General features: G+C 39.4%; 19 protein-coding genes. 15 read left to right on the top strand and 4 right to left on the bottom strand.

All coding sequences use genetic code 11. From position 1 onward, the window contains the following. The first annotated feature begins 2 nt into the window (after positions 1 to 2). From XYLOR_RS05590 to XYLOR_RS05560, 7 genes are read left to right on the top strand one after another with little or no spacing between them, the layout of a single operon-like run. The gene (locus XYLOR_RS05590; protein ID WP_036877686.1) at positions 3 to 431 is read left to right on the top strand and encodes a hypothetical protein; all 429 of its coding nucleotides are present in this window, start codon (positions 3 to 5) and stop codon (positions 429 to 431) included. Position 432: 1 nt separating this feature from the next. Further along, the gene (gene atpB, locus XYLOR_RS05585; RefSeq protein WP_036877685.1) at positions 433 to 1,527 is read left to right on the top strand and encodes a F0F1 ATP synthase subunit A; all 1,095 of its coding nucleotides are present in this window, start codon (positions 433 to 435) and stop codon (positions 1,525 to 1,527) included. A gap of 60 nt (positions 1,528 to 1,587) precedes the next feature. Further along, positions 1,588 to 1,830, top strand: coding sequence for an ATP synthase F0 subunit C (gene atpE, locus XYLOR_RS05580; RefSeq protein ID WP_036877683.1), 243 nt, complete (start codon positions 1,588 to 1,590; stop codon positions 1,828 to 1,830). Positions 1,831 to 1,845: 15 nt separating this feature from the next. Continuing rightward, positions 1,846 to 2,349 carry a F0F1 ATP synthase subunit B gene (gene atpF, locus XYLOR_RS05575; RefSeq protein WP_036877682.1) on the top strand — a complete coding sequence of 168 codons (504 nt, stop codon included), beginning with the start codon at positions 1,846 to 1,848 and terminating at the stop codon, positions 2,347 to 2,349. Between the two features lie 7 nt (positions 2,350 to 2,356). Then, positions 2,357 to 2,893 (top strand): F0F1 ATP synthase subunit delta, encoded by a 537-nt coding sequence (locus XYLOR_RS05570; protein WP_036877681.1) that lies wholly within the window; start codon positions 2,357 to 2,359, stop codon positions 2,891 to 2,893. Positions 2,894 to 2,944: 51 nt separating this feature from the next. Further along, positions 2,945 to 4,531: a F0F1 ATP synthase subunit alpha gene (atpA, locus tag XYLOR_RS05565; RefSeq protein WP_036877680.1), complete on the top strand. Its 1,587-nt coding sequence runs from the start codon at positions 2,945 to 2,947 to the stop codon at positions 4,529 to 4,531. A gap of 6 nt (positions 4,532 to 4,537) precedes the next feature. Further along, entirely contained in the window at positions 4,538 to 5,500 is a 963-nt protein-coding gene (locus XYLOR_RS05560) for a F0F1 ATP synthase subunit gamma (protein ID WP_036877679.1), read from the top strand. A 130-nt stretch (positions 5,501 to 5,630) separates the two neighbouring features. Here the strand turns inward: XYLOR_RS05560 and XYLOR_RS05555 are convergent, their stop codons facing one another. Continuing rightward, positions 5,631 to 7,766, bottom strand: coding sequence for a S9 family peptidase (locus XYLOR_RS05555; RefSeq protein ID WP_036877677.1), 2,136 nt, complete (start codon positions 7,764 to 7,766; stop codon positions 5,631 to 5,633). Positions 7,767 to 7,987: 221 nt separating this feature from the next. On the opposite strand from XYLOR_RS05555, the gene XYLOR_RS05550 reads away from it, so the two are divergent. The 5 genes from XYLOR_RS05550 to XYLOR_RS05530 all read left to right on the top strand — a co-directional run bounded on the left by XYLOR_RS05550 (position 7,988) and on the right by XYLOR_RS05530 (position 16,558). Continuing rightward, positions 7,988 to 8,512, top strand: a complete 525-nt coding sequence (locus tag XYLOR_RS05550) for a ferritin (RefSeq protein ID WP_036877675.1) — start codon at positions 7,988 to 7,990, stop codon at positions 8,510 to 8,512. Between the two features lie 232 nt (positions 8,513 to 8,744). After that, positions 8,745 to 10,184: a C69 family dipeptidase gene (locus XYLOR_RS05545; RefSeq protein WP_036877673.1), complete on the top strand. Its 1,440-nt coding sequence runs from the start codon at positions 8,745 to 8,747 to the stop codon at positions 10,182 to 10,184. A gap of 82 nt (positions 10,185 to 10,266) precedes the next feature. Continuing rightward, positions 10,267 to 12,564 carry a TonB-dependent receptor gene (locus XYLOR_RS05540; RefSeq protein WP_036880763.1) on the top strand — a complete coding sequence of 766 codons (2,298 nt, stop codon included), beginning with the start codon at positions 10,267 to 10,269 and terminating at the stop codon, positions 12,562 to 12,564. A gap of 276 nt (positions 12,565 to 12,840) precedes the next feature. Further along, positions 12,841 to 14,409: an alpha-L-arabinofuranosidase family protein gene (locus tag XYLOR_RS05535; RefSeq protein ID WP_211242070.1), complete on the top strand. Its 1,569-nt coding sequence runs from the start codon at positions 12,841 to 12,843 to the stop codon at positions 14,407 to 14,409. Positions 14,410 to 14,521: 112 nt separating this feature from the next. Further along, on the top strand, positions 14,522 to 16,558 hold the full coding sequence (locus XYLOR_RS05530; protein ID WP_051508891.1) for an alpha-L-fucosidase: 2,037 nt from the start codon (positions 14,522 to 14,524) through the stop codon (positions 16,556 to 16,558). 125 nt (positions 16,559 to 16,683) lie between these two features. Here XYLOR_RS05530 and XYLOR_RS13785 read toward each other — a convergent pair whose 3' ends face one another. Then, the gene (locus XYLOR_RS13785; RefSeq protein ID WP_154655677.1) at positions 16,684 to 16,836 is read right to left on the bottom strand and encodes a hypothetical protein; all 153 of its coding nucleotides are present in this window, start codon (positions 16,834 to 16,836) and stop codon (positions 16,684 to 16,686) included. Between the two features lie 490 nt (positions 16,837 to 17,326). On the opposite strand from XYLOR_RS13785, the gene XYLOR_RS05525 reads away from it, so the two are divergent. Beyond that, positions 17,327 to 17,710, top strand: a complete 384-nt coding sequence (locus XYLOR_RS05525) for a DUF4377 domain-containing protein (RefSeq protein ID WP_036877672.1) — start codon at positions 17,327 to 17,329, stop codon at positions 17,708 to 17,710. Between the two features lie 71 nt (positions 17,711 to 17,781). Here XYLOR_RS05525 and XYLOR_RS05520 read toward each other — a convergent pair whose 3' ends face one another. Both XYLOR_RS05520 and XYLOR_RS05515 read right to left on the bottom strand, forming a co-directional pair. Next, a complete protein-coding gene (locus XYLOR_RS05520; RefSeq protein ID WP_036877670.1) occupies positions 17,782 to 18,885 on the bottom strand; it encodes a FecR family protein in 1,104 nt (367 codons plus the stop codon). Between the two features lie 42 nt (positions 18,886 to 18,927). Beyond that, positions 18,928 to 19,428, bottom strand: coding sequence for a sigma-70 family RNA polymerase sigma factor (locus XYLOR_RS05515; protein WP_036877668.1), 501 nt, complete (start codon positions 19,426 to 19,428; stop codon positions 18,928 to 18,930). A 191-nt stretch (positions 19,429 to 19,619) separates the two neighbouring features. Here XYLOR_RS05515 and XYLOR_RS05510 point away from each other — a divergent pair, with 191 nt between their 5' ends. Then, positions 19,620 to 22,982 (top strand): SusC/RagA family TonB-linked outer membrane protein, encoded by a 3,363-nt coding sequence (locus XYLOR_RS05510; RefSeq protein ID WP_036877666.1) that lies wholly within the window; start codon positions 19,620 to 19,622, stop codon positions 22,980 to 22,982. Positions 22,983 to 23,002: 20 nt separating this feature from the next. Continuing rightward, positions 23,003 to 24,514 (top strand): RagB/SusD family nutrient uptake outer membrane protein, encoded by a 1,512-nt coding sequence (locus XYLOR_RS05505; RefSeq protein WP_036877665.1) that lies wholly within the window; start codon positions 23,003 to 23,005, stop codon positions 24,512 to 24,514. Positions 24,515 to 24,522 lie beyond the last annotated feature (8 nt).

Here is a 24,522-nt window from a genome sequence, read left to right as displayed (position 1 = left end):
GCATGAATGAAAATAAGGTAAAAGAGATAACAAAGCGGTACATCCAGCGTAGTCTATGGCTTGTCATAGCATTAGCATTGTGCTGTATGGGTTGCCTAACGTATTTGTCAGGCATCACTGATCGCCCGCTTATGGCACCCGAACTGGCTATATCTACAGTCTATTCAATATTGGTCCTGTATATATACGGATACAGTTGGAAGGCAGTAGCAAAGTCATCACCAATGAATTTAACCAAGTTCTATATGGCAGCATCGGCATTGCGTATGCTTACAGCTGTAATGGTGATTGTTATATATTGTCTGGTAGTCCGCGTCCATGCAGACATCCGCAATTTTATAATAATGTTCATCGTGTTTTATCTCACAACACTCATCTTTGATGTATTATACTTCTCAAAAGTAGAGAAACACAATAAAATAGAAAAATAATATGACAAGATTAAAACAATTGCTCTTGATATTGATGTTGGCGCTAGTCGTAGCACCTTCTTATGCTTCAGGTTCAGAACCAGCAAAGAAAGGTATCGATTTTCAAGGCACTTTGTGGGGTCATATCAAGGATTCTTATGAATGGCACATCACCAATATAGGTAAGACACCAGTCATCATCAGTCTCCCTGTCATAGTGAAGAGTACCACAGGCTGGCATGTGTTTTGCAGTAGCGCCTTTTCTGAAGAGAAAGACGCTAAAGGCAACCGCCCCGGTCCTTATGGACTTTACATATCTGGCAGTAAAGACCATGAAAACAAGATTTGCGAGACTGTCAACGGTGCAGAGGTACGTCCTCTCGACCTGTCTATAACAAAGACAGTAACCGTATTGTTCATAGACGCAATCCTGTTATTGATATGTGTGTTAGTACCTGCACGTTGGTGCAAGAAACACAAAGTTGATGATTCCGCACCAAAAGGATTCACCGGCTTTATGAGCATGTTTATCATGTACATCTATAATGATGTAGTGAAAGCATCTCTTGGTAAGGAAGCAGACAAATATGCACCTTATTTACTTACGTGTTTCTTCTTTATCTTCATAGCCAATATCATGGGAGTTATGCCTTTTCCACCGGGAGGAGGTAACCTTACGGGAAATATAGCCTGTACGTTTTTCTTAGCCATTTGTACATTTGTGATAACAAATGTTACAGGCACGAAAGCATATTGGAAAGATATTTTCTGGCCGGAAGTTCCTATGTGGCTTAAGGTACCGGTACCATTAATGCCATTCATTGAATTCTTCAGTATCTTCACAAAACCGTTGGCACTTATGATTCGACTTTTTGCCAACATGATGGCTGGACATGCCATTGCGATATCACTTACATGCATAATCTTCATTATGTTTGGAGTCAACGCAGTAGCAGGTTCATCAATGACTGTAGTCAGTGTAGCGATGAGCATTTTCATGATGCTTCTCGAAATTCTGGTATGCTTCATTCAAGCATTAGTATTTACAATGCTTAGTGCAGTATTCATCTCGCTCGCCCATGTTAAAGGTGAGGCTGAAGCTAAAATGGTTAAATAGCTCTAGCACAAATATTTAGAATAATAAGCAAAAAAATAATAACTAAAAAATTTCAAAACTATGTTATCATTATTATTAGCAGATGTTGCTATCGCAAAGTTTGGTGCCGCTGTAGGCGCAGGTTTAGCTGCCATTGGTGCAGGTATTGGTATTGGACGTATTGGTGGTCAGGCTATGGATGCTATGGCACGCCAGCCAGAGAAGATGGGTGATCTACGTTCAAGTATGATTATCGCAGCTGCTCTTGTTGAGGGTGTTGCATTCTTCGCTGTCATTATAGCATTGCTAGCACTGTTTGCATAATTTTTATCACAGCTTATGTCATTATTAATTCCTGATACTGGTTTGCTGTTCTGGATGGCCCTTGTGTTCATCATTGTACTTGCAATCTTGTGGAAGTGGGGTTTCCCCGTCATCGTAAAGATGGTAAACGACCGCAAGGCATACATAGATGATAGCCTTCAAAAAGCTCACGAAGCCAACGAGAAACTAGCCAATATCCGTATTGAAAGTGAATCCATGCTGCAAGAAGCACGCGAGAAACAGGCGCAGATATTAAAAGAAGCTGCCGACACTCGCGATGCCATTGTACTTAAGGCGCAAGACAAAGCTAAAGACGAAGGAACCCGTTTGATATCAGAAGCCAAGGCTGAGATTGATAGCGAGAAACAGAACGCCATACGCGAGATCCGTGCCCAAGTAGCTGAACTCAGCGTTCAGATTGCTGAGAAGATACTTCGTAAGAAGTTAGACTCAGACGAAAAGCAGATGGATATGATAGACCGGCTGCTGGATGAAGTCTCTGTAGACGATAATAAATAAATAAGTTATGGATTTAGGAGTAATATCGGTAAGATACGCGCGAGCACTGCTAAAAAGTAGTTGCGAAGCTAAACTTGAGGATACGGTGTATCATGAGATGCAGACTCTTGCAAAGAGTTATATCAGTGTGCCCGAACTGAGGTTTATGATAGATAACCCGATGCTTGCCAAGGATAAGAAACATGATATCCTCATTACTGCATGTGGCGGAGATATATCAAATCTTACAACCAGTTTTATCAGACTGGTACTGGACGAGGATAGGGAAAACACCCTGCAATTCATGGCTAATTCGTATATCACTCTATACAGACAACAGAAGAATATCATCCGCGGGAAACTTACTACCGCTGCTGTTGTATCTCCAGCCACAGAGCAGAAGATGAAACAGATGGTAGAGAGTAAAACTAATGGAACTGTGGAGTTCGAGTCAGAAGTGGACCACGATATTATAGGCGGGTTCATTCTTGAATACGACACATACAGACTGGATGCAAGTGTACAGAATCAGTTGCGCACAGTGCTGACACAGCTTAAGAAATAATCCCTTTGAGGATTATCAGTTATGAAAGGTAATTTATTAATAAAAGAATAAATGTCAGATAAAATAAAACCAAGCGAAGTATCCGAAGTTCTGCTTAAACAGCTCCAGGGTATCAGTAGCGGTGAGAAGTTTGATGAGGTAGGTACTGTGCTCCAGGTGAGCGACGGTGTAGCCCGCATCTACGGCTTGCGCAATGCTGAGGCCAACGAACTGCTTGAGTTTGAAAATGGTACCATGGCAATAGTGATGAACTTGGAAGAAGACAATGTCGGTTGTATTCTTTTGGGTTCTACATCAGGCATCAAAGAAGGAATGGTCGTTAAGAGAACGAAGCGAATTGCTTCAATCCGTGTAAACGACAACATGCTAGGACGTGTCATCAATACTCTTGGTGAACCGATTGACGGCAAGGGAGACATAGATCTCTCCGAATCATTCGAAATGCCGCTTGATCGTAAGGCCCCTGGAGTTATCTACCGTCAACCAGTAAAAGAGCCTCTACAGACAGGTCTGAAAGCTGTCGACTCAATGATTCCTATCGGTCGTGGTCAGCGTGAACTTATCATCGGTGACCGTCAGACAGGTAAGACAGCCATCGCTGTTGATACAATCATAAATCAGAAGAGTTTCTACGAAGCAGGCAAACCTGTATATTGTATATATGTAGCTATCGGTCAGAAAGCATCTACCGTAGCAGCCCTTGTCTCTACGCTCAAGGAGCATGGAGCAATGCCATATACAATAATCGTAGCAGCAACAGCCGCTGATCCGGCAGCTATGCAATATTACGCACCTTTTGCAGGTGCAGCAATTGGAGAATATTTCCGTGATCGTGGATATTCAGCTCTCGTAGTATACGATGACCTGTCAAAACAGGCTGTTGCATATCGTGAGGTCTCTTTAATCCTTCGCCGTCCATCAGGTCGTGAAGCATATCCGGGTGATGTGTTCTATCTCCATAGCCGTCTGCTTGAGCGTGCAGCTCGTGTTAACGACCAGCAGGAAATTGCTGAGCAGATGAACGACTTACCTGAGTGTCTTAAAGGACATGTAAAAGGTGGTGGTTCACTTACAGCCCTTCCTATTATTGAAACTCAGGCAGGAGACGTTTCCGCATATATCCCAACAAACGTAATTTCAATTACTGATGGTCAGATATATCTAGAAACCGACCTATTCAACCAAGGTTTCCGTCCAGCTATTAATGTCGGTATCTCTGTAAGCCGTGTAGGTGGTTCTGCACAGGTTAAGAGTATGAAGAAAGTAGCCGGAACATTGAAGATAGATATGGCGCAGTATCGTGAGTTAGAGGCCTTCTCTAAGTTCTCTAGTGATATGGATGCCGTCACAGCCATGACATTGGACCGTGGTCGTAAGAACAACCAGTTACTTATACAGCCACAATACAGTCCTATGCCAGTAGGCGAGCAGATAGCCATCATATATTGCGGTACCCATGGACTGATGCGAGATGTTCCTGTAGATAATGTTCGTGAGTGTCAGGATTCATTCCTTGACAAGTTGCGCAGCACCCATCAGGATGCAATCGAAACATTAGGTTCAGGTCAAATAAACGATGATGTTACCAAAGTCATCGAATCTACAATGGCCGACATAGCCGGACAATATAAAAAGTAATAGCTTATGCCGTCACTAAAAGAGATAAAAACTCGAATAGCATCCGTCAACAGTACCCGTAAGATTACGAGTGCGATGAAGATGGTAGCGTCATCCAAACTGCATCATGCCCAAGTGATGATTCAGAACATGTTGCCTTACGAGGACTTGCTTGAACGGATCTTAAAATCATTCTTGTCAAGCGAAGCAGACGCACAGACTGTATTCAGCCTGGAGCGTCCAGTAAAGCGTGTTGCTCTGATCGTCTATGCATCCAACAGCAGTCTTTGCGGTGGTTTCAATACCAACGTCATTAAGATGATGCAGCAAGCTATTGAAGAGTATAAAAGTCTCGGCAACGATAACATTCTGATATATCCTATCGGTCGTCGTATTGCCGAAAAAGTGGCGAAACTCGGATTGAAATCAGGGGGTAGTTTCTTAGAATTGGCCGATAAGCCAAATTCTTCGCAGTGCATAGACATAGCCAAAGACATAATGGACAAGTTTAACAAGGGTGAGTTAGACCGTGTAGAGATGATATACCATCACTTTAAGAGTGCAGGTTCACAGGTTCTTACACGTCGTACTTTCCTTCCGATAGACTTGAGCGAAGATTTCACAGCCGACAATGACCGTGACCTTTCTTCTAATGTTGTTACGGCTAAGGCCCAGGAATATCTCCGAAAAAAGAAATCAAAAGAATACCAGTCGGGAGAATCAGTGCCACTCAATGATGACTTCATCGTAGAGCCCGATTTGAAGACTGTTCTTAACGAGTTGATACCTAAGATGCTTCATCTCATGGTCTACACTGCTCTGTTGGATAGCAACGCATCTGAGCATGCTGCCCGAATGGTTGCCATGCAGACTGCAACCGATAATGCTGATGAAATTTTACGTCAGCTCAACTTGCAGTACAATAAGAGTCGTCAGCAGGCTATTACCAATGAATTGCTTGATATCGTTGGAGGTTCTGTCAACAACTAGAACCTTCTCATAATATTTAAAGAGGGGATTTGATACTCATATTAGAGTTCAAATCCCCTCTTTTTTGTTGAAGTGAAATCTGTTATATATATTATCAAAACAGTATTGAAATACTGTTTTGATAATAACCTTATTTATTCAATTCATTCCATAATGGTGGTCTCACCTTTAGCAAGTTGCGTACGAAGAAGTCGTAACGCTTGTGCTCACCGAATTTTTCACCCATAGTGTGATGTACACCAGGCAGTACCACAAGTTCAAAGTCCTTACCGGCTTTTTCCAGAGCATTGGCCACCTGATATGTTGATGAAGGGTCTACATTATCATCCAGCTCACCGACTACAAGCATCAACGGACGTTCCAGTTTAGGAGCATTAACCACATTACTGCATTCAGCGTAAGTACTGTCTACAGGATAACCCATCCATTGTTCGTTCCACCATATCTTATCCATACGGTTGTCTTGGCATCCACACGAAGAATAAGCAGCCTTATAGAAGTCACCATGCAGAAGCACGGCTGTCGTACTTTCCTGTCCACCTGCAGAAGCACCGAAGATGCCAACATTATCAGCATCCATATAAGGATACTTCTTAGCAGCAGCCTTTATCCAAAGTTCACGATCAGCAAATCCCGCATCTTTCAGATTCTTATAGCATATTTCTTCAAACTTCTTACCTCTCCAGCTCGTTCCCATACCATCCAGTTGAACTACAATAAAGCCCAGTTCGCTGAGTGATGTCATGTTCCAGTTGTAAGAAATAAAACTCTTTGGCGTATACGCATCACCCGGACCGGCATATATATACTCTATTACAGGATACTTCTTGTTAGGGTCAAAGTTGGTTGGCCTCTGAATAATCCCCCACATATCAGTGATGCCGTCACGTCCCTTAGCCTTGAATACCTCAGGAGCACGCCATCCATTAGCAGTCAACTTGCTTATGTCTGCAGTCTCAAGAGTCTTAATCAACTTGCCATCCACAGCACTTCTCAATTCCGTTACAGGAGCTTTTTCTACTGTCGAGTACTTATCTACTATATATTTCATATCCTTGCTCAGTTGCGCATTATGATTACCTTCAGCAGGAGTAAGGTCTATCATGTTTTTGCCATCTATACCTATTTTATAGTAATGTATAAGATAAGGGTCCTCATTCTTGTTTACACCACTAGCCGTGAAATATATCGTATTGTTTTTCTCATCCACGTTCAGCACCTGTCTTACACACCATGCCCCTTTAGTGATCTGGCGTAAAACTCTTGATTTCTGTGTGTCGTAAAGATATAAATGATTCCAGTTGTCACGCTCGCTCATCCATATCAATTTCTTGCCATCTTCAAAGTTATAACGATAGTGGCGACTATAGTTTACAAAAGTCTTAGCAGTCTCTTCAACGATAGTACGTACGATACCTGTCGTAGCCGACATAGCCAGAACCCTATAAACCTTATGTCCCCGTTGATTGTATTCGAAAGTAACCTCTTTGCTGTCAGGTGTCCACTGGAAAGAGTTAAGATCAAACTGCTCACTCATTAGTTTTGTGTCAGCAACAAACTCGTTACCTGTTTTCGTATCAAATATGCAAGGAACCTTGAATGGCAGTTCATCGCCGGGCTTAGCATATTCCTGTTTGTGTAGAATTGGCTGTAACTGATCAGCAGGCGAAGACTCCACATAATATACATACCGCTTCTCTACCGGACGACGCTTGCAAGTGAATATATATCTGCCATCAGGCGACCAGGTGATCAATGCCGAATAATAGTTACCAATAGTGCCATCAGTACTTAGAATACGTTTTTCTGTATATGGTTTTCCCACTTCATGTAGTACCACATTCTGTCCCTCAATATACGCATCCATCTTTCCGTCCGGCGAAGCTATAGGATAAGATTCGTTCTCTTCATCCACTTCCATCCAGTGGCGCTCATGTTTACGTCCAAAAGTTGATATATGTTCTTGTTTTTTCTCTACGACACCTATGAATTTGTTCATCTCATTTTTAGATTTGAACACATCCTTTTTGCCGTTTGCCGCATCAAAAACGATAAACTTTTCTCCATCAGCTGTATGAATAGAATAGGTGATAATGTCTGTAGAATCCTTCCATTGCAAGTCTGCCGGAGAATTGTAAACGTTGTCATTTTTGAATTTGTCAGAAAGCGAATACGCTCTTTTGTAATCAGTTAGCGTGCCTTGTGCCGCTATGCCAACTGTCTGCAGCAGTGCCGCCACGATGATAATGTGTTTTTTCAGTTTCATAAATATTTTTTTAATGCAGTTGCAAATTTAATTATTATTTGTGAAAAGCGTGCTATCTGTCAGAATAAAGTGCTATTTTACACTCATTAATTTTTTATAATATTATGTATGTCAACATTATTTCCTTTTTTTTTAATGTGAATAATTATTGTAGAATTGTTGCATATAACAAATAAATGATTATATTTGCAATATTGTTTAACCAACTAATGATTAGAATTATGCTAAGTAAAAAAATTGAAGAGGCTATTAACGCCCAGATTAATGCCGAGATGTGGTCAGCATATTTGTATTTGTCAATGGCAGCATACTGTCATTTGATGGGTCAGACAGGTATGGCAAGATGGAATGAAGTTCAGTTCAAAGAAGAACAAGATCATGCCAAGATTTTATTCAACTATGTAATACAACGCAATGGTAAGGTAACCCTTTCACCTATTAAGGCTGTACCGACAGAATGGAAATCACTGTTAGATGTTTTCGAGTCAATACTTGAGCATGAACAGAAAATTACGGCAATGATTAACAAGCTTTTCGCACTTTCTACAGAAGAGAATGACTATGCCACACAGAGCATGTTAAAGTGGTTTGTAGACGAACAAGTAGAGGAAGAAGAGAACGCCCAGACAATAATCGATAATCTTAATATGATTAAAGATAACGGTTTTGGCATCTTTATGCTCGACAAAGAACTTGGAGCCAGAGTATACGCACAAGCTGCTCCGCTGGCTAATTCCACTCTATAATATAAATTTAAAGATGGTGTCATTTAATTGTACACCATCTTTTTTTAATATATAACCTTTCTCATTATAAAGATCCTAAATCGGTTATATATATCCATTGTCATTATTGCTGATGTCTACTTAAGACAATAGCTTTTATTGTGATATTTTGTTAGTTTTTATCTTTTTTATTTGGACTCGCCGAAATAAAAACTTATCTTAGCCGAAATTAAAGTAATAAACATATTTGATTATGAAACAATACAAAAAGTTTAATAGTAAACTTCCTTCAGAATGTACAACTATTATTGTAGGAAAAGATATGACAGCAGACGGGTCTATGATGTTAGCCCGTTCCAGTGATTTTGACGCCATGATGGCAATCAACTTTGAAGTACACGAGGATACCTCTTTTGGTCCTACCGAATTTATTGCCAAAGACAGCAAATTCCGTTGCCCCTTACCATCAGAAGCCCTTGGCTATACAGCCCTGCCTGATTTCCAGTTTCCGGGCGAATGGGGTAGTGCCGGATTTAATACAGCCGGCGTAGGAATGAGTTCTACAGAGACGATCTTCAGCAGCGACAAAGCCTTGGCGGTTGATCCTTACGTAGAGAATGCCCTTGCCGAGAATTGCCTCTATAATATCATCCTCCCTTACATACATTCAGCCCGCGAAGGAGTAGAACGCCTTGGCTCGCTCATCGAGCAATACGGTTCGGCCGAAGGTTTCGGCGTTGGTTTTATCGACGATAAAGAAATCTGGTATCTTGAGAATGCCTGCGGTCACAAATGGCTCGCCTGTCGTATGCCTAAAGACTTTTACTTCGTCACCGGAAATCAAAGTCGTTATCGCGATTATGATCCTACCGATAAGAAGAACTTTCTGGCTTGTGCCGACCTTATTGATTTTGCCCAGGAAAAAGGTCTTTATGACCCAAACAACGGAGAGTTTGATTTCCACGAAGCATACTCACGTGATGCCCTGTTAGACACCACCTACAATTATCCACGTGTGTGGGGCTTGCAGAAGATGTTTTCACCCAAAATACATAACGATGTAACCAAGAATACCTTCCCTGTATTTGCGAAAGCCCAGTCACCTATAACCCTAGAGGATATGCGTACAGCGTTCTGTTTCCACTATAATGGCACAGAGCATGACCCTTATCTGCACAAAAATGGTAAAGAACCATATCGCCCTGTTGCTATTTTCCGGACTACTCAGACACATATCCTGCAGGTACGCCCGCAACTGCCTAAAGAGATAGGATGCATAACCTACGTAGCTCTTGGTATGGCCGATCTTGGAGTATTCTTGCCATTATATCAAGGCGTTAAGAGTTTCCCTCATGCTTACCTTATTGGCAACAACCACGCCGACAACGAATCAGCCTATTGGAAATTCCGCAAGCTGATGACTCTGGGTATGAAGGATTACAATACTTATGCACCTATAATAAAAGAAGCCTATCAGCGTCTGGAGTCTGAAAACGATCTTAGACAGAAAGAGATGGAAGCAAAGTATCTTAAACTCTACAAAGACCAACCGATGAAAGCCAAAGACATGTTGCAGAAGTTCTCAGACGATATTCTCAACAGAGCCATAGCCGTAGCCGATGGCCTGATCAATGAGATATTCACCCGTCTTACTCAGGATGTGCAGAACGAATACATGTTCCACGGAGCCTAAACAATCTTAATTAGAACTTCTTATGTACTTGTTCATCTTTGATGGACAGGTACATATAACTATGTTAATGAAATACAGCAAAATGAAAAATAAATATATTCTTTTGTTTCTTTTTATTATATCCTCTGTCTCAGGCAATGCAAAAATCATAATAAAGGGTTGTATATATGATGAGAATAATTCCTATCTAATAGGAGCAACAGTAAGCCTCTTTACTCAAGATTCGATTATATCACGAAGGGCAATTTCTGATAGCCGAGGTAATTTTATTTTTGATAATATTGTACCAAACAAATATAGAATTTCCATATCATATATCGGTTATGAAGATTACAATTTGCATATAGAAAATACAGACAAAGATCTAAATTTGGGTAACATACAAATGCAGTTGCTCGGCAAGACCCTCAAAGATGTTGTGATAACAGGCAACAGAACCATTAATAAGATAGATCGTAAAATAATATTGCCTACAACTTTGCAAACAAAATCTTCTACCAATGGTGTTTCCTTATTACAGCATTTACAGCTCTCAGGTATAAACGTCAATACAATGGATAATACGATAAAGACATCAAATGGTGAAGATGTACAATTGCGTATCAATGATGTTCAGGCTACAATTCAGGAGGTAAAGGCAATACAACCCACAAATATTATCAGAGTAGAATATCATGACATGCCCGGTCTGCGCTATAACAACGTACCTGCCGTAATAGATTTTATAGTCAAGTATAAAACTGATGGCGGTAGTGTGTCAGGAGATCTTGCTAACGGCGTGTCAATGCATGGAATAGGAAACTATGAGCTGTCATCCAATTATCATAATAAAGGATCAGAACTGAAAGCCGTGGTAGATTGGGTACGCCGCGACTTGAAATGGACAAGAGAGAATTATGAGACATTTGTGATGCAACCCAATATAGTTCATAATGACGAAATAGGAGAACCTACAAAGATCAAGTACGACTATCTTAATTTCTCATTAGGCTATAATTATACATTCAGCAAATCCATGTTTAGTGTCACATTTAGAAACCGATTCTACGATACACCTAATTCAACCACCGACCGGATAAGCAAGATCTATAGAGATAATGCCACTTTGGATGTTACAGATTTTATGAATTCTAAAGAGAATTCACCATCCCTTGATTTATATTATCAGACCGAAATTGCAAAAAACAAACATATATACGTAGACCTTGTAAGTACTTATATAAATAGTAAAAGTGATAGAACTTATTCTGTTGTAAATCAGTCTGTTGAAGATAAAATAAGTTCTGTTACGCAGGGCGATAAATATACATTAATAGGAGAGGGTATATACGAGTGGCTTTTCAATAACAATAAGTTATCTTTTGGTTTAAAGCATAGTCAGATGTATACCAAAAATACATACGAAGGGAGCCAGAATAGCAAAGTAGACATGAATACATCCGAGACTTATGCTTACGGTGAGTTTATGTCAAAGATGAAAGATTTTACTTATACAGTAGGCGTTGGTGCCATGCGTACGTACAATAATCAGGAAGGCAATAAGATGGAAAAGTACATATTCCGTCCCACCTTGAGTATGTCTTATAATTTTTCCAAGAACCTTTTCATAAAGTATAATACATACATTTCAGGTTATTCACCATCACTTTCAGATTTAAGTAATGTATCACAGGATATAGATATATATCAGACCAAACGAGGCAATCCCAACCTTAAATCAGTTACCTTTTTATCGAATGCGCTGTCATTGAATTGGAATATTAAAGGCATAAGCGTAGAGTTTAATGGCAGATACAGTTACGACGACAAACCTATAATGGAAGAGACAACATACGAAGGAGGACGTATTATAAGAACCATGGAGAATCAAAAAAGCTTTCATCGTCTTAATACCAATCTGAATATTCAGATACAGCCCTTTGGTGATTGGCTATCCATACAGATGTCACCTTATTTCAATAGATTCATAAGCTATGGAAATGACTATACGCATACCCATTCCAACTGGGGGTTTGATGGACAGATACAAGCCATGTACAAGTCATGGCTCTTCATGGCCGACGCAAAGACCAGTTACCATACACTATGGGGCGAAACCATTCAGAGAAGCGAGTCAGGCCATAGTCTTACTTTAGGATATAAGCTTGACAACTGGTGTATACAGATGATGGTATTCAATCCATTTACAAAGACATATAAAATAGTAAATGATAATTTGTCAAAGTTGGCTCCCTACACTCAGTATGCCTATTCCAAAGATCTCCGACGAGTACTAATGCTGGATATTACGTTCAACTTAAACTATGGTACTCGTCATAATTCAGCAGGTCATAGAATATCAAACAAAGATGAAGATTCGGGCATAATGCATGCCAGATAAATGAGGCCTATATCATTGTTTAGCAGATACCTTTATGCCCTCGAATAGTTAAAGTAGTAAATTTTTGAATAGAAAAACAAGTAAAACATGTTTTACTATTCATTTTTTTACTTTCAGCAATTGATCTTTTGCATGTTTGTTTATTCAAAAGTAAAATAACAGAAACTTTTTGTTACGTTACATTTTTATTTATTTTAATCATTCGGCAGAACAATTAGTCTAATTAGTGACTAAATTTGTTTCGTAATTTTAATATAACTTTAAATCAAAATTGTAATGAATTATCTTAAACTAATGTTTCTTGGATCTGCCCTTTCGTTGGCAGGTTCTACGGCTTATCCCAAAGGAGCCGTAAAAAGTCAAGAGGAACGCACTGATGCGAAGATTATTGTCAACACAGACCGCCCCATCTCTAGCGTAGACCCCCACATCTATGGAGTGTTTGCCGAACCTATAGGCCGATCACGCCAGTTCCCTATTAAAAACACAATCTATGGCCCAGTTTACGATCCTTCATCACCTCTGGCCAATAAGGATGGCTTCAAGTCAGACTATATCAATGCCGTAAGAGACTTGAAGTTGACCAACATGCGATGGCCGGGAGGCAACTATGTAGCAGCCTACAACTGGCAGGATGGTATCGGTCCAAAAGATAAACGTCCTGTACGTATCGACCTGGCATGGGGCGGATATGATACCAATCAGGTTGGCACAGACGAATGGATACAGATGAACAAAGCCATGGGTACAGAGAATGTGATATGCGTCAACCTTGGTCTTGGCGATATCCGCAATGCTGCCTACTGGCTCGAATATACTAACATCAAGAGTGGTACATACTATTCAGACCTTCGTGCCCAATACGGTCATCCAGAGCCTTATAATGTGAAGATATGGGGACTTGGCAATGAGGTAGACGGAGCACCATGGATTATGGGTTATAAGAATGCCGACGACTATGTAAAGATAGCCACCGAGGCAGCCAAAGCTCTCAAGATGGTAGATAAGGACATCAAGTTCGTGGTATGTGGTGCAGCCAACTATCAGGATGATGGTGTATGGCTCGACTGGGACCGCAAGGTGATAGACAACCTTACCGGTATAGCCGACTATATGTCTGTTCACCGTTATTGGGGAGATGCTCTTGCCAAGGATAAGGCCAACGACTATTACTATTCTATGGGCAAAGGAGCTATCGACTTCGAAGAGAAGATACTCACACCTAAAGCTCTTATAGATATGACCACAGCTAAATATCCAAAGAAGCAGCCATTGAAACTGGCCGTAGACGAGTGGGGCGTATTTGGTGGCAACTATATGGCAGTACTAGAAGACGCCATGTGTTTCAATTCATTTATTCGTCATGCCGACATCGTTAAGATGGCCAACTTCACCATGTTGGCCTCATTACTATCCAACGATTCTACACACGGCACCTACAGGTCACCGATATTCCATGCATTCAAGATGTTCACCACCAATTGCCGTGGTGTGTCTTACGATACAAAGGTAGACTGCGGTACATACAAGTTGGAAGAGAAGCACGACATCCCTTACCTAGACGTAACATCAGTAACATCCGAAGATGGAAAGACACTCTATGTCAACGTGATCAACAGACATAAGGATAAGGCAATCACTACCACTATCAGCAATGCCGGAACTAGCAGGTTTACAGGCAAAGCCCGCATCAGCACCCTTACAGGCGACTTGAAGGACAGATTCACTTATTCTAAACGTGATGAGTATTTACCGGTAGAGTCTAAGGCAGATGTAAAGAACGGTCAGGTTACCTGTTCTTTTGCACCTCATTCACTCACCCAGATTGCAGTGCCAATAAAATAACCACTTGTCCTCCGTCACTTCGTGCCACGAAGTGGCGGGGCGTGTGAATCAAGAAAATAAAAGACCTCTTTCAAATATGAAACGAACATTCGTGTTGCTATTCTCAGCATTGATGCTTGTATGCGCTTCGGCACAGACAGCACCCAAACCTTGTGGACCAACTCCCAGTGACAATCAGTTGAGGTGGCAGCAGATGGAGCAATATGCCTTTGTACATTTCTCTGTAAACACATATACAGACCAGTGGTGGGGCAACGGTGATGAAGATCCCCGTATCTTCAATCCTACTAATCTGGACTGTCGTCAATGGGCCAGGGCATGCAAAGAGTCGGGTATGAAAGGCATCATCATTACCGCCAAACATCATAGCGGCTTCTGCCTGTGGCCCTCAAAATATACGGAGTATTCTGTAAAGAACTGTCCATGGAAGAACGGCAAGGGTGATATCGTGCGCGAATTGTCGGATGCGTGTAAGGAGTATGGTCTGAAATTGGGCATATATCTTTCTCCGTGGGATAGGAACAGTCCTGATTACGGTAAACCTGAGTATATCAAATATTTCAGAAATCAACTTACAGAACTTCTAACCAACTATGGCGATATCTTCGAGATATGGTTTGATGGTGCCAATGGCGGTACCGGATATTATGGAGGTGCTCGCGAAGAACGTAAGATAGACCCGAAGACATATTACGATTGGCAGAATACATACAAGCTGATAAGGAGCTTGCAACCTAATATCATCATATGGAATGATGGAGGCGACCGTGCAGATGTACGTTGGGTAGGTACCGAAGCCGGTAATGTAGGTGAAACCAATTGGAGCACCATGAATGCCAAAGGCGATACGCCCTATGAGATGCTGCACTATGGCGTGGAGAATGGAGACTCGTGGGTACCGGCCGAGGTCAACACCTCTATCCGTCCTGAATGGTTCTATCATCCAAGCGAAGACACCAAGGTGAAATCATTATCTCAACTTATTGACATCTACTATAGTTCGGTAGGCCGTAATGGCACACTGCTGCTTAATTTCCCAATCGATACACAAGGTCGTATACATCCCAGCGACGCCATGGCCGGCAAAGAGTTCGCCCAGGCAGTGCGCGAAGCCTTCAGATACAATCTTGCTATCGGCAAGAAAGCCACAGCCTCAAACACACGCGCCAATAGCAAAAAGTTCGCTGCAGCTAATGCCATCGATCATAATAAAGATACATATTGGGCAACAGATGATAGTGTGACTAGAGCATCACTGACGATAGACTTAGGCATGCCCACAACCTTCAACCGCTTTATGGTACAAGAGTACATCCGCCTTGGTCAGCGTGTAAAGTCATTCACCATAGACGCTTTCACACGCGGCCGATGGCATAAGATAGCCGATGCCACAACTATAGGATATAAGAGAATACTCTGTTTCCCGTCTGTAAAGGCATCGAAGGTACGTATCACGATAACCGACTCAAAGAGTTGTCCTGTCATCTCTAACATAGGCATATACGATGCACCTCAGATACTTACCCAGCCATCAATAATCCGAGCCAAAGACGGAACGGTTACAATCATCCCGGCCGATAAGGAATCGGGCATCTATTATACCACAGACGGCACATTACCGACCGTAAAATCGCATAAGTATACTATGCCGTTCAATACATCGGGCAAGATAGAGGTCAAGGCCATCGCCTACGATGCCAAGTCGGGCAAGAGCAGTCCCGTATGTACAGAGAAGTTTGATTTACCACGCACCGGTTGGCAGATAATAAGTACTACCGATGCCAAAGCGATGAATATACTAGATGGCGATCCCTCATCATCATGGCATCAGCCCAAGGGCACGAAACTTCCCGCCGATATAGTAATAGATTTAGGAGCAAACCTAAATGTAAGTGGTTTCAGATATCTTCCGGATCCGACCCTATGGGGACCGGGAATAATCAATGGTTATCGCTTTTATGTTTCGACCGATAATATAAACTGGAAATTAGTAAGTCAAGGAGAGTTCTCAAATATCAAGAACAATCCACTCAGACAGACTAAGACATTTGCAGCAACCAATGCACGTTATGTTAAGTTCCAAGCCGTAAAGAACATAGAGAATAACGATAATATCGGCTATGCCGAGTTTGATTTGATTACCCAATAGCATAGTAATTGGCAACCAGTATTATTTCTATTATTTCATAAATTTTGATACGAGTCCATGGAGATACCAGCGTTCCAGAACTCCGTTATGCTCAGCAAGTGCTCTGAATTCCATGATAGTTTCAGCTACTCCTTAATGATCTTGTCTGCCTTGCGTATCCCGTTCTCTGCAGCAAGATCCATGGCGTTTTCAATAGTGATGTCCGTATACTTGCCTTGTATCATCAAGCAATGCTGTGTTTCAGGCAGGAATCCACCTGTATTGAAGATATACGTCATAACATACCAGATGCGTGTCTGATGCGTTGCGCCTTCTTCCCTGTTTCTTTTATGAGATAGGCTGATGTTTCATCTAAATATATCATTATAAAGTTGTTTTAAAAACAACAAACTACCCTTATTGGTAGACATAAACATAGGTTTTATCTAAATTTGGCTGATAAAGTTGTTTTAAAAACAACTTTGTTGGCCATTCTTTCTTATTGTTCAGCATTCAAAATACTCTAAATGCGTTTCTCTTATTTTAAACTCAACATGTAGTTTTAAAATAAAAGCATGATAACCTATTCCTCTTTGAAAAATTAAAACAGGTGCCACAAAGTGGCGGGTTATGTGAAGAAAACGACCGAAATATTGTTAAATGATATATTTTTGTATAAGTAGAGTAACAACCTTTCTATATAATTACTATCTTTGTAAAAATTTGAAAACGTCTAATCATCTTTGAATGCGTAGAGAATTACTTTGTTAGATCTTAATTATTGTTGTCATGAAATCTAATTTAATTTCAAAATTATTTGGTATTGTTGCTATTCTTTTAATCACTTTCATGGTCTCATGCAGTGATGATAACAACCGTAGCAATGGCAAAACTGTTGTAATGGATGTTGCTCCCGATTTAGTATCGGTAGGAGTGAGACCTCCCGGATATATAGGTACTGTTAATGTAATGAAATGCACTGTAGAGGATACAAATCAAACTTTATATATAAATATAGGTGATATTGAAAGATTTGAGTATGTCAAGGGCTTTTCCTATAAGTTGCGTGTAAGAATAACTCCTATTGATAACCCTCCTGCAGATGGGGATACAAATAGATATGAATTACTAGAGATAATATCTAAACAGAGTATTTACGATCAATATTCGTGATGCTTTATCTCAATAATTGATTATTTTGATATTTGTCTGCACCGCTCTTTATAGGCTTTACAATACTTATATTATTGTGGCAGTTTCTCTATTATTATCTTTTTTGCTGACTTATATACATATACTTTCTTCATTCTGTTCATTAGGTTAAGTGTCTGATCAATTCCGCCATCCCTTTCGGCAATAAATCGCATCTTGAAATGTATTGGCTGATTGTCTTTAAACTCAACTGTCATATTGTAATTTTCCCCAATAGACTTCATTATATCACATAAATCAACACCGTCATAATATAAGAAACCGTCTCTCCAATATATATAAGGTTGTGTATCAACATTACAAACCGCAAACTTTCCATCATTCACAGATAGTTGTTCTCCGGGTACAATAGTTCTGGTCTCTTTATTTTTCAAGCCGTCAACCCTTAGGCTTCCTGTTACCAAAGTTACAACATTACCTTTTATATCAAATTCAGTTCCCAATACTGTTGTTTGTATTTCGTTAGTCATAACAACAAATGGATGGGAAGCATCTTTTTTAATTTTAAAGTATGCCTCGCCTTCCAATAAAACGATACGTTTACCATTTAAGAATGATGTTGGGAATTTAAGTCTACTACCGGGATGCAGACAAACAACACTTCCATCTGGTAATGTAATATCTGTAGACTTACCGTATGGTACTTCGACAATCAACTTCTCAACAACAGAATTGTCTTGCTTGCTACGTAAATAATCAGACATGCTTATTGATGAATGCCTTGATAAAATCTGTTTTGACAATATATTATTGCCATTCTCTTTTGTTATAATGATGTCTTTGTCTGTGTTATCAGCAATGAATACCTGATCTGATTTTATTTCTTTACGTGTTGTAAGCAGAAATATACATCCTATTATAATAGCAGCTACTGTAATGACTGAAATTATAATAGCATGTTTACGCCTGTGCCCTATTTTTGCCAGTCCGGATTTTTGTGAAATATGTACATCCTTAAGTTGGGCTTCTTTGTATTTAAGACATCCTGTTCTTATGTCAAGCAATTCTTGACATCTTTTGCGTAACTCAGCATCACATTTAATCTGATCAAGCTGAATATCCGAAATATCCTCGCCTGCATCTATTATGTCAAGTGCTTTAACATCCAGATCGTCTATGTTTTTTTCATTATGCATTATACGGTATTTATATGTAATACGAAATCATACGCTTTATGGTTATGATTTGCGCATATTTTTTTTCATTTCTCTAATTATTTTAAGTGCTTTAACCATATGTTTTTTTACGGTACTGATACTTATTCCCATTTCATCAGCCACTTCTCTATATTTTTTGCCATCTATATAGCAAGCTCTTAATATATCTACAGTTGGATACTCTATCTTTTTCATTATTTCTCCTATTATTTGTTCATTGTATTCTTTATCTGAATCATGTTTACTGATATAATCAGAACTCATAATAGTAGTGAATTCGACGTAACGTTCGTGACATTTGCGTCTGCGCAAGTTATCTATACATTTGTTTTTCACATTTGTATATAGTAGCTGCTTTACAGTGCTCATTTTAACGGTCGCAAAGTTACGCCACAGATCTTCATAAGCTGCACTTACAATATCGTGTGCTTCTTCCTCGTCTGTTATATATTGCATTGCAAAATAATATAGCTGCGAGTGATACAACATGAAAAAATTGTCAAATTCTGTTTTCTCTCTCATAATTTATAGTGGATGCAAAATTAATAATAAATATTTTGAAATCGCCAAAAAATAGATCTTTTGTACGTTATACTTCGCTATAATATAGCAAAATGCTACTTTTTATCAGAAAATTTAAAAAAATCGTAACCTATTTTGTGAAGTGTTCGTATTAATAGTATGTTATAGAAAAAAAATTATGTAAAAAGCTTATGAAAAGAACTTTATTCCTTCTTGCACTCTTCTTTTTTGCTTGGATGGCATTGCCTCTATCAGCACAAGATAATGATGTGCGATTATCAATGTCTTTCAACAATGAAAGTTTGGCTCAAGTGTTGCTAAGATTAGAACAGTCATCATCTTATAAATTTTTATTTACATATGATGATGTTAATAGATTTAAAGTAAAAGGCTCACTGAAAAACGCCAAATTCTTTGATGTCATCAACTATGTATTAAGAGACAAACCTCTTGACTATTCTGTTGATGGCAAGTTTATAAACATTACACTTCAATCTTCAAACAGGCAGCATAATGATAGTCGGAAAATTCAGACATGTGGTGGTTATGTTTTCGACGCTAAGACCAAAGAACCCATAATAGGTGCACAAGTAAAGATTCCTAATACTAATATTATAACAGTAACAGACATAAATGGCGCTTTTCATTTTGAATATTTCCTTTCAGGAGACCAAATTGTCCAGGTTTCATACGTAGGTATGAAGACTATAACAATACCTTTGCAAAGAATCATGCGGATAATGCTTCATGAAGATACAAAAACATTGAATGATGTAGTGGTTACAGGTATATTCAGAAAGGCAAAAGAAAGCTATACCGGTTCTGTGTCAAGCATAAGTAGTGAACAACTACAGCAGTTTCGTGGGCAGAACCTATTGCAAACTCTTAAGAATGTTGATGCTTCTATAAACTTTTCGATAAATAATATACAAGGAAGCAACCCTAATAATATACCTAGTATTAATATACGTGGCAACTCTAGCCTTCCAATGAGTGTAGAGCAGTTTAATCAAGGTTCGAAGAGTAATCCCAATACCCCTCTTATCATCATGGATGGTTTTGAAATATCACTAACAAAACTGATGGATTACAATGATGAAGAGATTGAGAGTATAAACATATTGAAGGATGCTGCCGCTACATCTATATACGGTAGTAGAGGAGCTAACGGCGTAATAGTTGTTGTATCCAAACAGCCAACAGAGGGACAGTTAAAGGTTAACTTTGAAGCTGGAATACAGATGGAATTGCCAGACCTGAGCAGCTATCACCTTCTTAATGCTACACAAAAACTTGAGTTAGAAAGACGTGCCGGACTTTACGACAAAGGATATAGTATATCAAACCAGAGCGAACTTCTATATAAGCAAGCATATGAGCAACGCTATCATGATGTATTGAGTGGGATCAATACTGATTGGTTGTCAAAACCTTTACGTACAGGAGTAGGACAACGCTATAATTTGCGCCTTGATGGTGGAAGCAAAGAATTTAGATGGGCTGTGGATGCACAATATAATGATGTAGAAGGAGCAATGAAAGGTAGCTCAAGAAAAACTTTTAACGGAGGTATCACACTTCTTTATAAATATAAGGATCTTACTTTCCGGAATTACTCTTCTATAGGTGTAAATAATAGTCATGAAAGCCCATACGGTAGTTTCTCCGATTATGTTAAACAGGAACCTTATAATTCGCCTTATGATACATACGGAAACGTTAGAAAATTTTTCGATCCGTTCTATGCATGGTCGTCATCTTTAGAAAACCCACTTTACAATGCATCTTTGGGTTCATTCAATAAAACTGGATACCAAGAACTTACTAATAATTTCTCAGTAGATTGGAATATCTTGCCTGAATTGACTCTAAGAGGTCAGCTTGGAATTTCAAGTACAGAGAATACGAGCGACTTTTTCCGTTCACCTGAAGACACATACTATACAAACAGTACAACCGGTGTAGAGTACAGCACAGGTTCTGGATTTTTGCGACGAGGCTTATATAGATATGGCAATGGAAAGACCTTATCATACAATGCTGATATGACATTATCATATAATAAGGTCTTTAATGATGTACACTCTCTATATTTAGGTTTAAACTGGTCTATGTTGGAAACCAATACAGATAATTTCCTTATAGCCCTTGAAGGATTCTCTAATGAAGATTTAAGCAATATACCCAATGCCCGCCAGTATTCAGCAGACGAGATGCCATCAGGCAGCAATTACAAAACACGTCAGTTGGGATTGACAGGCAATATAAATTATACTTACGCAAGTCGTTATTATATAGACTTCTCTTATCGTATAGATGGAAACTCATCTTATGGAAGCAATAAGAAATATGCACCGTTCTGGAGTTGTGGTGTCGGATGGAACATACATAATGAAAAATTCCTTAAAGGCAATAATATCGTAAACATGCTGCGTCTCAAGGCTTCATATGGTGAGACAGGTGCTGCTTCGGGAGCTTTAGAAACAGATGCCTATACTTATTACTCTTATGTTACAGACAATAGATATATGGATTGGACAGGTGCTGTGCTTGGAGGATTTGGAAACTCAAACTTGTCATGGCAAACTACAAAAGAAATTAATGTCGGTACAGAATTCGGGCTCTTTGATAATCGCATTAAAGGTACCTTTGAAGTATATCAGAAAAACACAAGTAATCTTCTATCATCAATGGATCAACCATTGTCTATGGGATTTGATTCGTACAGAGCCAATATTGGTGAAGTAAAAAATTCAGGATGGGAAGCTGCATTGCAGGGATATGCCATTCGTGACTCACGCCGTAAGATAAATCTTATGATAGGTGCCCAGCTTGTTTATAATAAGAATAAGATAACCAAACTTTCTCAAGCCATCAAGGATCAGACAGCTGCATATTTGCTTAAGGATGCCACGGACGACGATGCTAGTGGAATACAAAGTCTTTTCTATGAAGGCAGACCGCAAAACTCAATATATGCAGTTCGTTCATTAGGTATAGATCCAAGCACAGGCCAAGAGATATATTTGGACAAAGATGGCAAAATAACAGACACATGGAAGGCTTCAGATAAAGTATACTGTGGCTCAGCAACACCTCTATATCGTGGTAATGCAAATGTGATGTTCCAGTGGCATGATTTTACATTAAATGCTTCATTTGGATATTATTGGGGTGGTAAGACATACAACAGTACATTACGCGACCGTGTAGAGGTAACGCTAAATGACCTTACACAAGAAAATGTAGATGAGCGTGTACTCAACAGCAGATGGTATCAGGCCGGTGACGTAGTGTTCTTCAAGAAACTAAGCAACATTAATACAAAAGCAAGTTCACGTTACGTTATGGATGACAATGTGCTTGAATTACAGAGCGTAAGTCTACAGTATAAGTTAAAAAGTAATTACTTGTTGAGAGCATTCAAATTGAACAGTATGATATTTGGTCTTAATTTGAATGACCTTGTTCACTGGGGATCTATAAAGATGGAACGTGGAACAAGTTATCCTTATGCACACAATGTACAAGCAAGTATAAAATTATTATTCTAATATATGAAAGGAGATAAAAAATGAAAAAGAATATATTACCGTTGATATTACTTCTCATAGTGGTCACCTCTTGTAGTGACTGGCTGGATGTAAGAGGAAGAAACATACAGAAAGAGCAAGATCAGTTTAGTAATTATAAAGGTTTCCGTGATGCCCTTACCGGATGCTATATGACAATGGGCAGCACAGATATTTATGGTCAACGCCTAACAATGACTGATATTGAGAATATGGCAGATCTGTGGTATACCGGCAAAACAGATGAAAATGATTTTCCACTTAATTACTATCTTAGTAACCATCAATATGATGCCGATGATGCAAGAGCTTCTATCAAGGCTATATATGCAAAATTATTCACAACTATATCATCAGCAAATGTGATTCTAAAAAATATAAAGGAAAAGGGTCAGAATATCACAGATTCTAAAGCACGTGCCGTAATAGAAGGAGAAGCTTATGCCATCCGTGCATATTGTCAGCTTGATGTATTGAGACTATTTGGTCAATTGCCTAATGGCGGGTCCAAGACAGTGTCCCTTCCTTATTCAGAGGTAACAAGCATTGATAATATGCCCGCATACTATTCTTATAATGACTATGTAGCAAAACTTAAAGCAGACATAGAGTCTTCAGAAAATCTTCTCAAAGATAATGATCCCATCTTTAGTAGCACATTTACGGAACTCAATAGTCCGGACAACCACGTTCAGGACGATTACATGTATTATCGTCAATCTCGGTTAAACTATTGGGCTGTACGTTCTCTGCATGCAAGGATGGATCTATATATAGGCAATAACACAGAAGCACACGATATAGCATTAGATATAATAAATGCAAAGGGCAGTGATGGCAATTCCTTGATTTCTTTAAGTGGAGTTTCTGATTTGCAAAAAGGATATAATGGTTTACCGTCTGAGTGTCTTTTCTATCTAAGTAAATACAATATCCTTGATTATGCTAACAATTTACTAATAGGAGGTACTACCGCACAAGCCCGTGATGGCATGTATTTTATATCATCAGACATGTTGACAGATTTGTATTCTTCTATACCAGGTGCTACAGCTTCACACAACAGATATCTGTATGAATGGAATCGTCAGACAAAGAATCCTTCAGGCAGTATCTGCCCTGCTCTTAAGAAGTACTGGTATGACAGTAACAAGGCAAATGCGAACAATCTGTCTACCATGTATCAGATAATACCAATGATACGTCTATCAGAGATGTATCTCATCGCCATAGAGGCAAGCACCTCATTGCCTGAAGCACAATCGCTATACGATACATATATGAAGTCTTGCACGTACACCCTTTACCAACCATTCACATCATTAGATGATGTTAAGACAGAAGTGAAAAATGAATATAGACGTGAATTCTTTGGTGAGGGACAGATGTTCTTTACATATAAACGTCTGGCAAGCAAGTCTATGCTCTGGAACAATAATGAAATAACCGAAGACAATTACATATTGCCATTACCATCTTCTGAGTATGATCCAAGTAATAGTACAAAAAAATAAAATTCTAA

The organism is Xylanibacter oryzae DSM 17970, assembly GCF_000585355.1.
Taxonomy (GTDB): domain Bacteria; phylum Bacteroidota; class Bacteroidia; order Bacteroidales; family Bacteroidaceae; genus Prevotella; species Prevotella oryzae.
Note: the sequence above shows the minus strand (reverse complement) of the source record. Positions and strands in the feature narration are given on the sequence as shown.

What these genes read in the sequence shown, in the direction of transcription:
- XYLOR_RS05515 (WP_036877668.1), bottom strand. Translation starts at nt 19,428, where the DNA reads ATGAGAGAGAAAACAGAATTTGACAATTTTTTCATGTTGTATCACTCG.
- XYLOR_RS05550 (WP_036877675.1), top strand. Translation starts at nt 7,988, where the DNA reads ATGCTAAGTAAAAAAATTGAAGAGGCTATTAACGCCCAGATTAATGCC.
- atpA (WP_036877680.1), top strand. Translation starts at nt 2,945, where the DNA reads ATGTCAGATAAAATAAAACCAAGCGAAGTATCCGAAGTTCTGCTTAAA.
- XYLOR_RS05555 (WP_036877677.1), bottom strand. Translation starts at nt 7,766, where the DNA reads ATGAAACTGAAAAAACACATTATCATCGTGGCGGCACTGCTGCAGACA.
- XYLOR_RS05510 (WP_036877666.1), top strand. Translation starts at nt 19,620, where the DNA reads ATGAAAAGAACTTTATTCCTTCTTGCACTCTTCTTTTTTGCTTGGATG.
- XYLOR_RS05520 (WP_036877670.1), bottom strand. Translation starts at nt 18,885, where the DNA reads ATGCATAATGAAAAAAACATAGACGATCTGGATGTTAAAGCACTTGAC.
- atpE (WP_036877683.1), top strand. Translation starts at nt 1,588, where the DNA reads ATGTTATCATTATTATTAGCAGATGTTGCTATCGCAAAGTTTGGTGCC.
- atpB (WP_036877685.1), top strand. Translation starts at nt 433, where the DNA reads ATGACAAGATTAAAACAATTGCTCTTGATATTGATGTTGGCGCTAGTC.
- XYLOR_RS05560 (WP_036877679.1), top strand. Translation starts at nt 4,538, where the DNA reads ATGCCGTCACTAAAAGAGATAAAAACTCGAATAGCATCCGTCAACAGT.
- XYLOR_RS05535 (WP_211242070.1), top strand. Translation starts at nt 12,841, where the DNA reads ATGAATTATCTTAAACTAATGTTTCTTGGATCTGCCCTTTCGTTGGCA.
- XYLOR_RS05540 (WP_036880763.1), top strand. Translation starts at nt 10,267, where the DNA reads ATGAAAAATAAATATATTCTTTTGTTTCTTTTTATTATATCCTCTGTC.
- XYLOR_RS13785 (WP_154655677.1), bottom strand. Translation starts at nt 16,836, where the DNA reads ATGACGTATATCTTCAATACAGGTGGATTCCTGCCTGAAACACAGCAT.
- XYLOR_RS05545 (WP_036877673.1), top strand. Translation starts at nt 8,745, where the DNA reads ATGAAACAATACAAAAAGTTTAATAGTAAACTTCCTTCAGAATGTACA.
- atpF (WP_036877682.1), top strand. Translation starts at nt 1,846, where the DNA reads ATGTCATTATTAATTCCTGATACTGGTTTGCTGTTCTGGATGGCCCTT.
- XYLOR_RS05525 (WP_036877672.1), top strand. Translation starts at nt 17,327, where the DNA reads ATGAAATCTAATTTAATTTCAAAATTATTTGGTATTGTTGCTATTCTT.
- XYLOR_RS05590 (WP_036877686.1), top strand. Translation starts at nt 3, where the DNA reads ATGAATGAAAATAAGGTAAAAGAGATAACAAAGCGGTACATCCAGCGT.
- XYLOR_RS05530 (WP_051508891.1), top strand. Translation starts at nt 14,522, where the DNA reads ATGCTTGTATGCGCTTCGGCACAGACAGCACCCAAACCTTGTGGACCA.
- XYLOR_RS05505 (WP_036877665.1), top strand. Translation starts at nt 23,003, where the DNA reads ATGAAAAAGAATATATTACCGTTGATATTACTTCTCATAGTGGTCACC.
- XYLOR_RS05570 (WP_036877681.1), top strand. Translation starts at nt 2,357, where the DNA reads ATGGATTTAGGAGTAATATCGGTAAGATACGCGCGAGCACTGCTAAAA.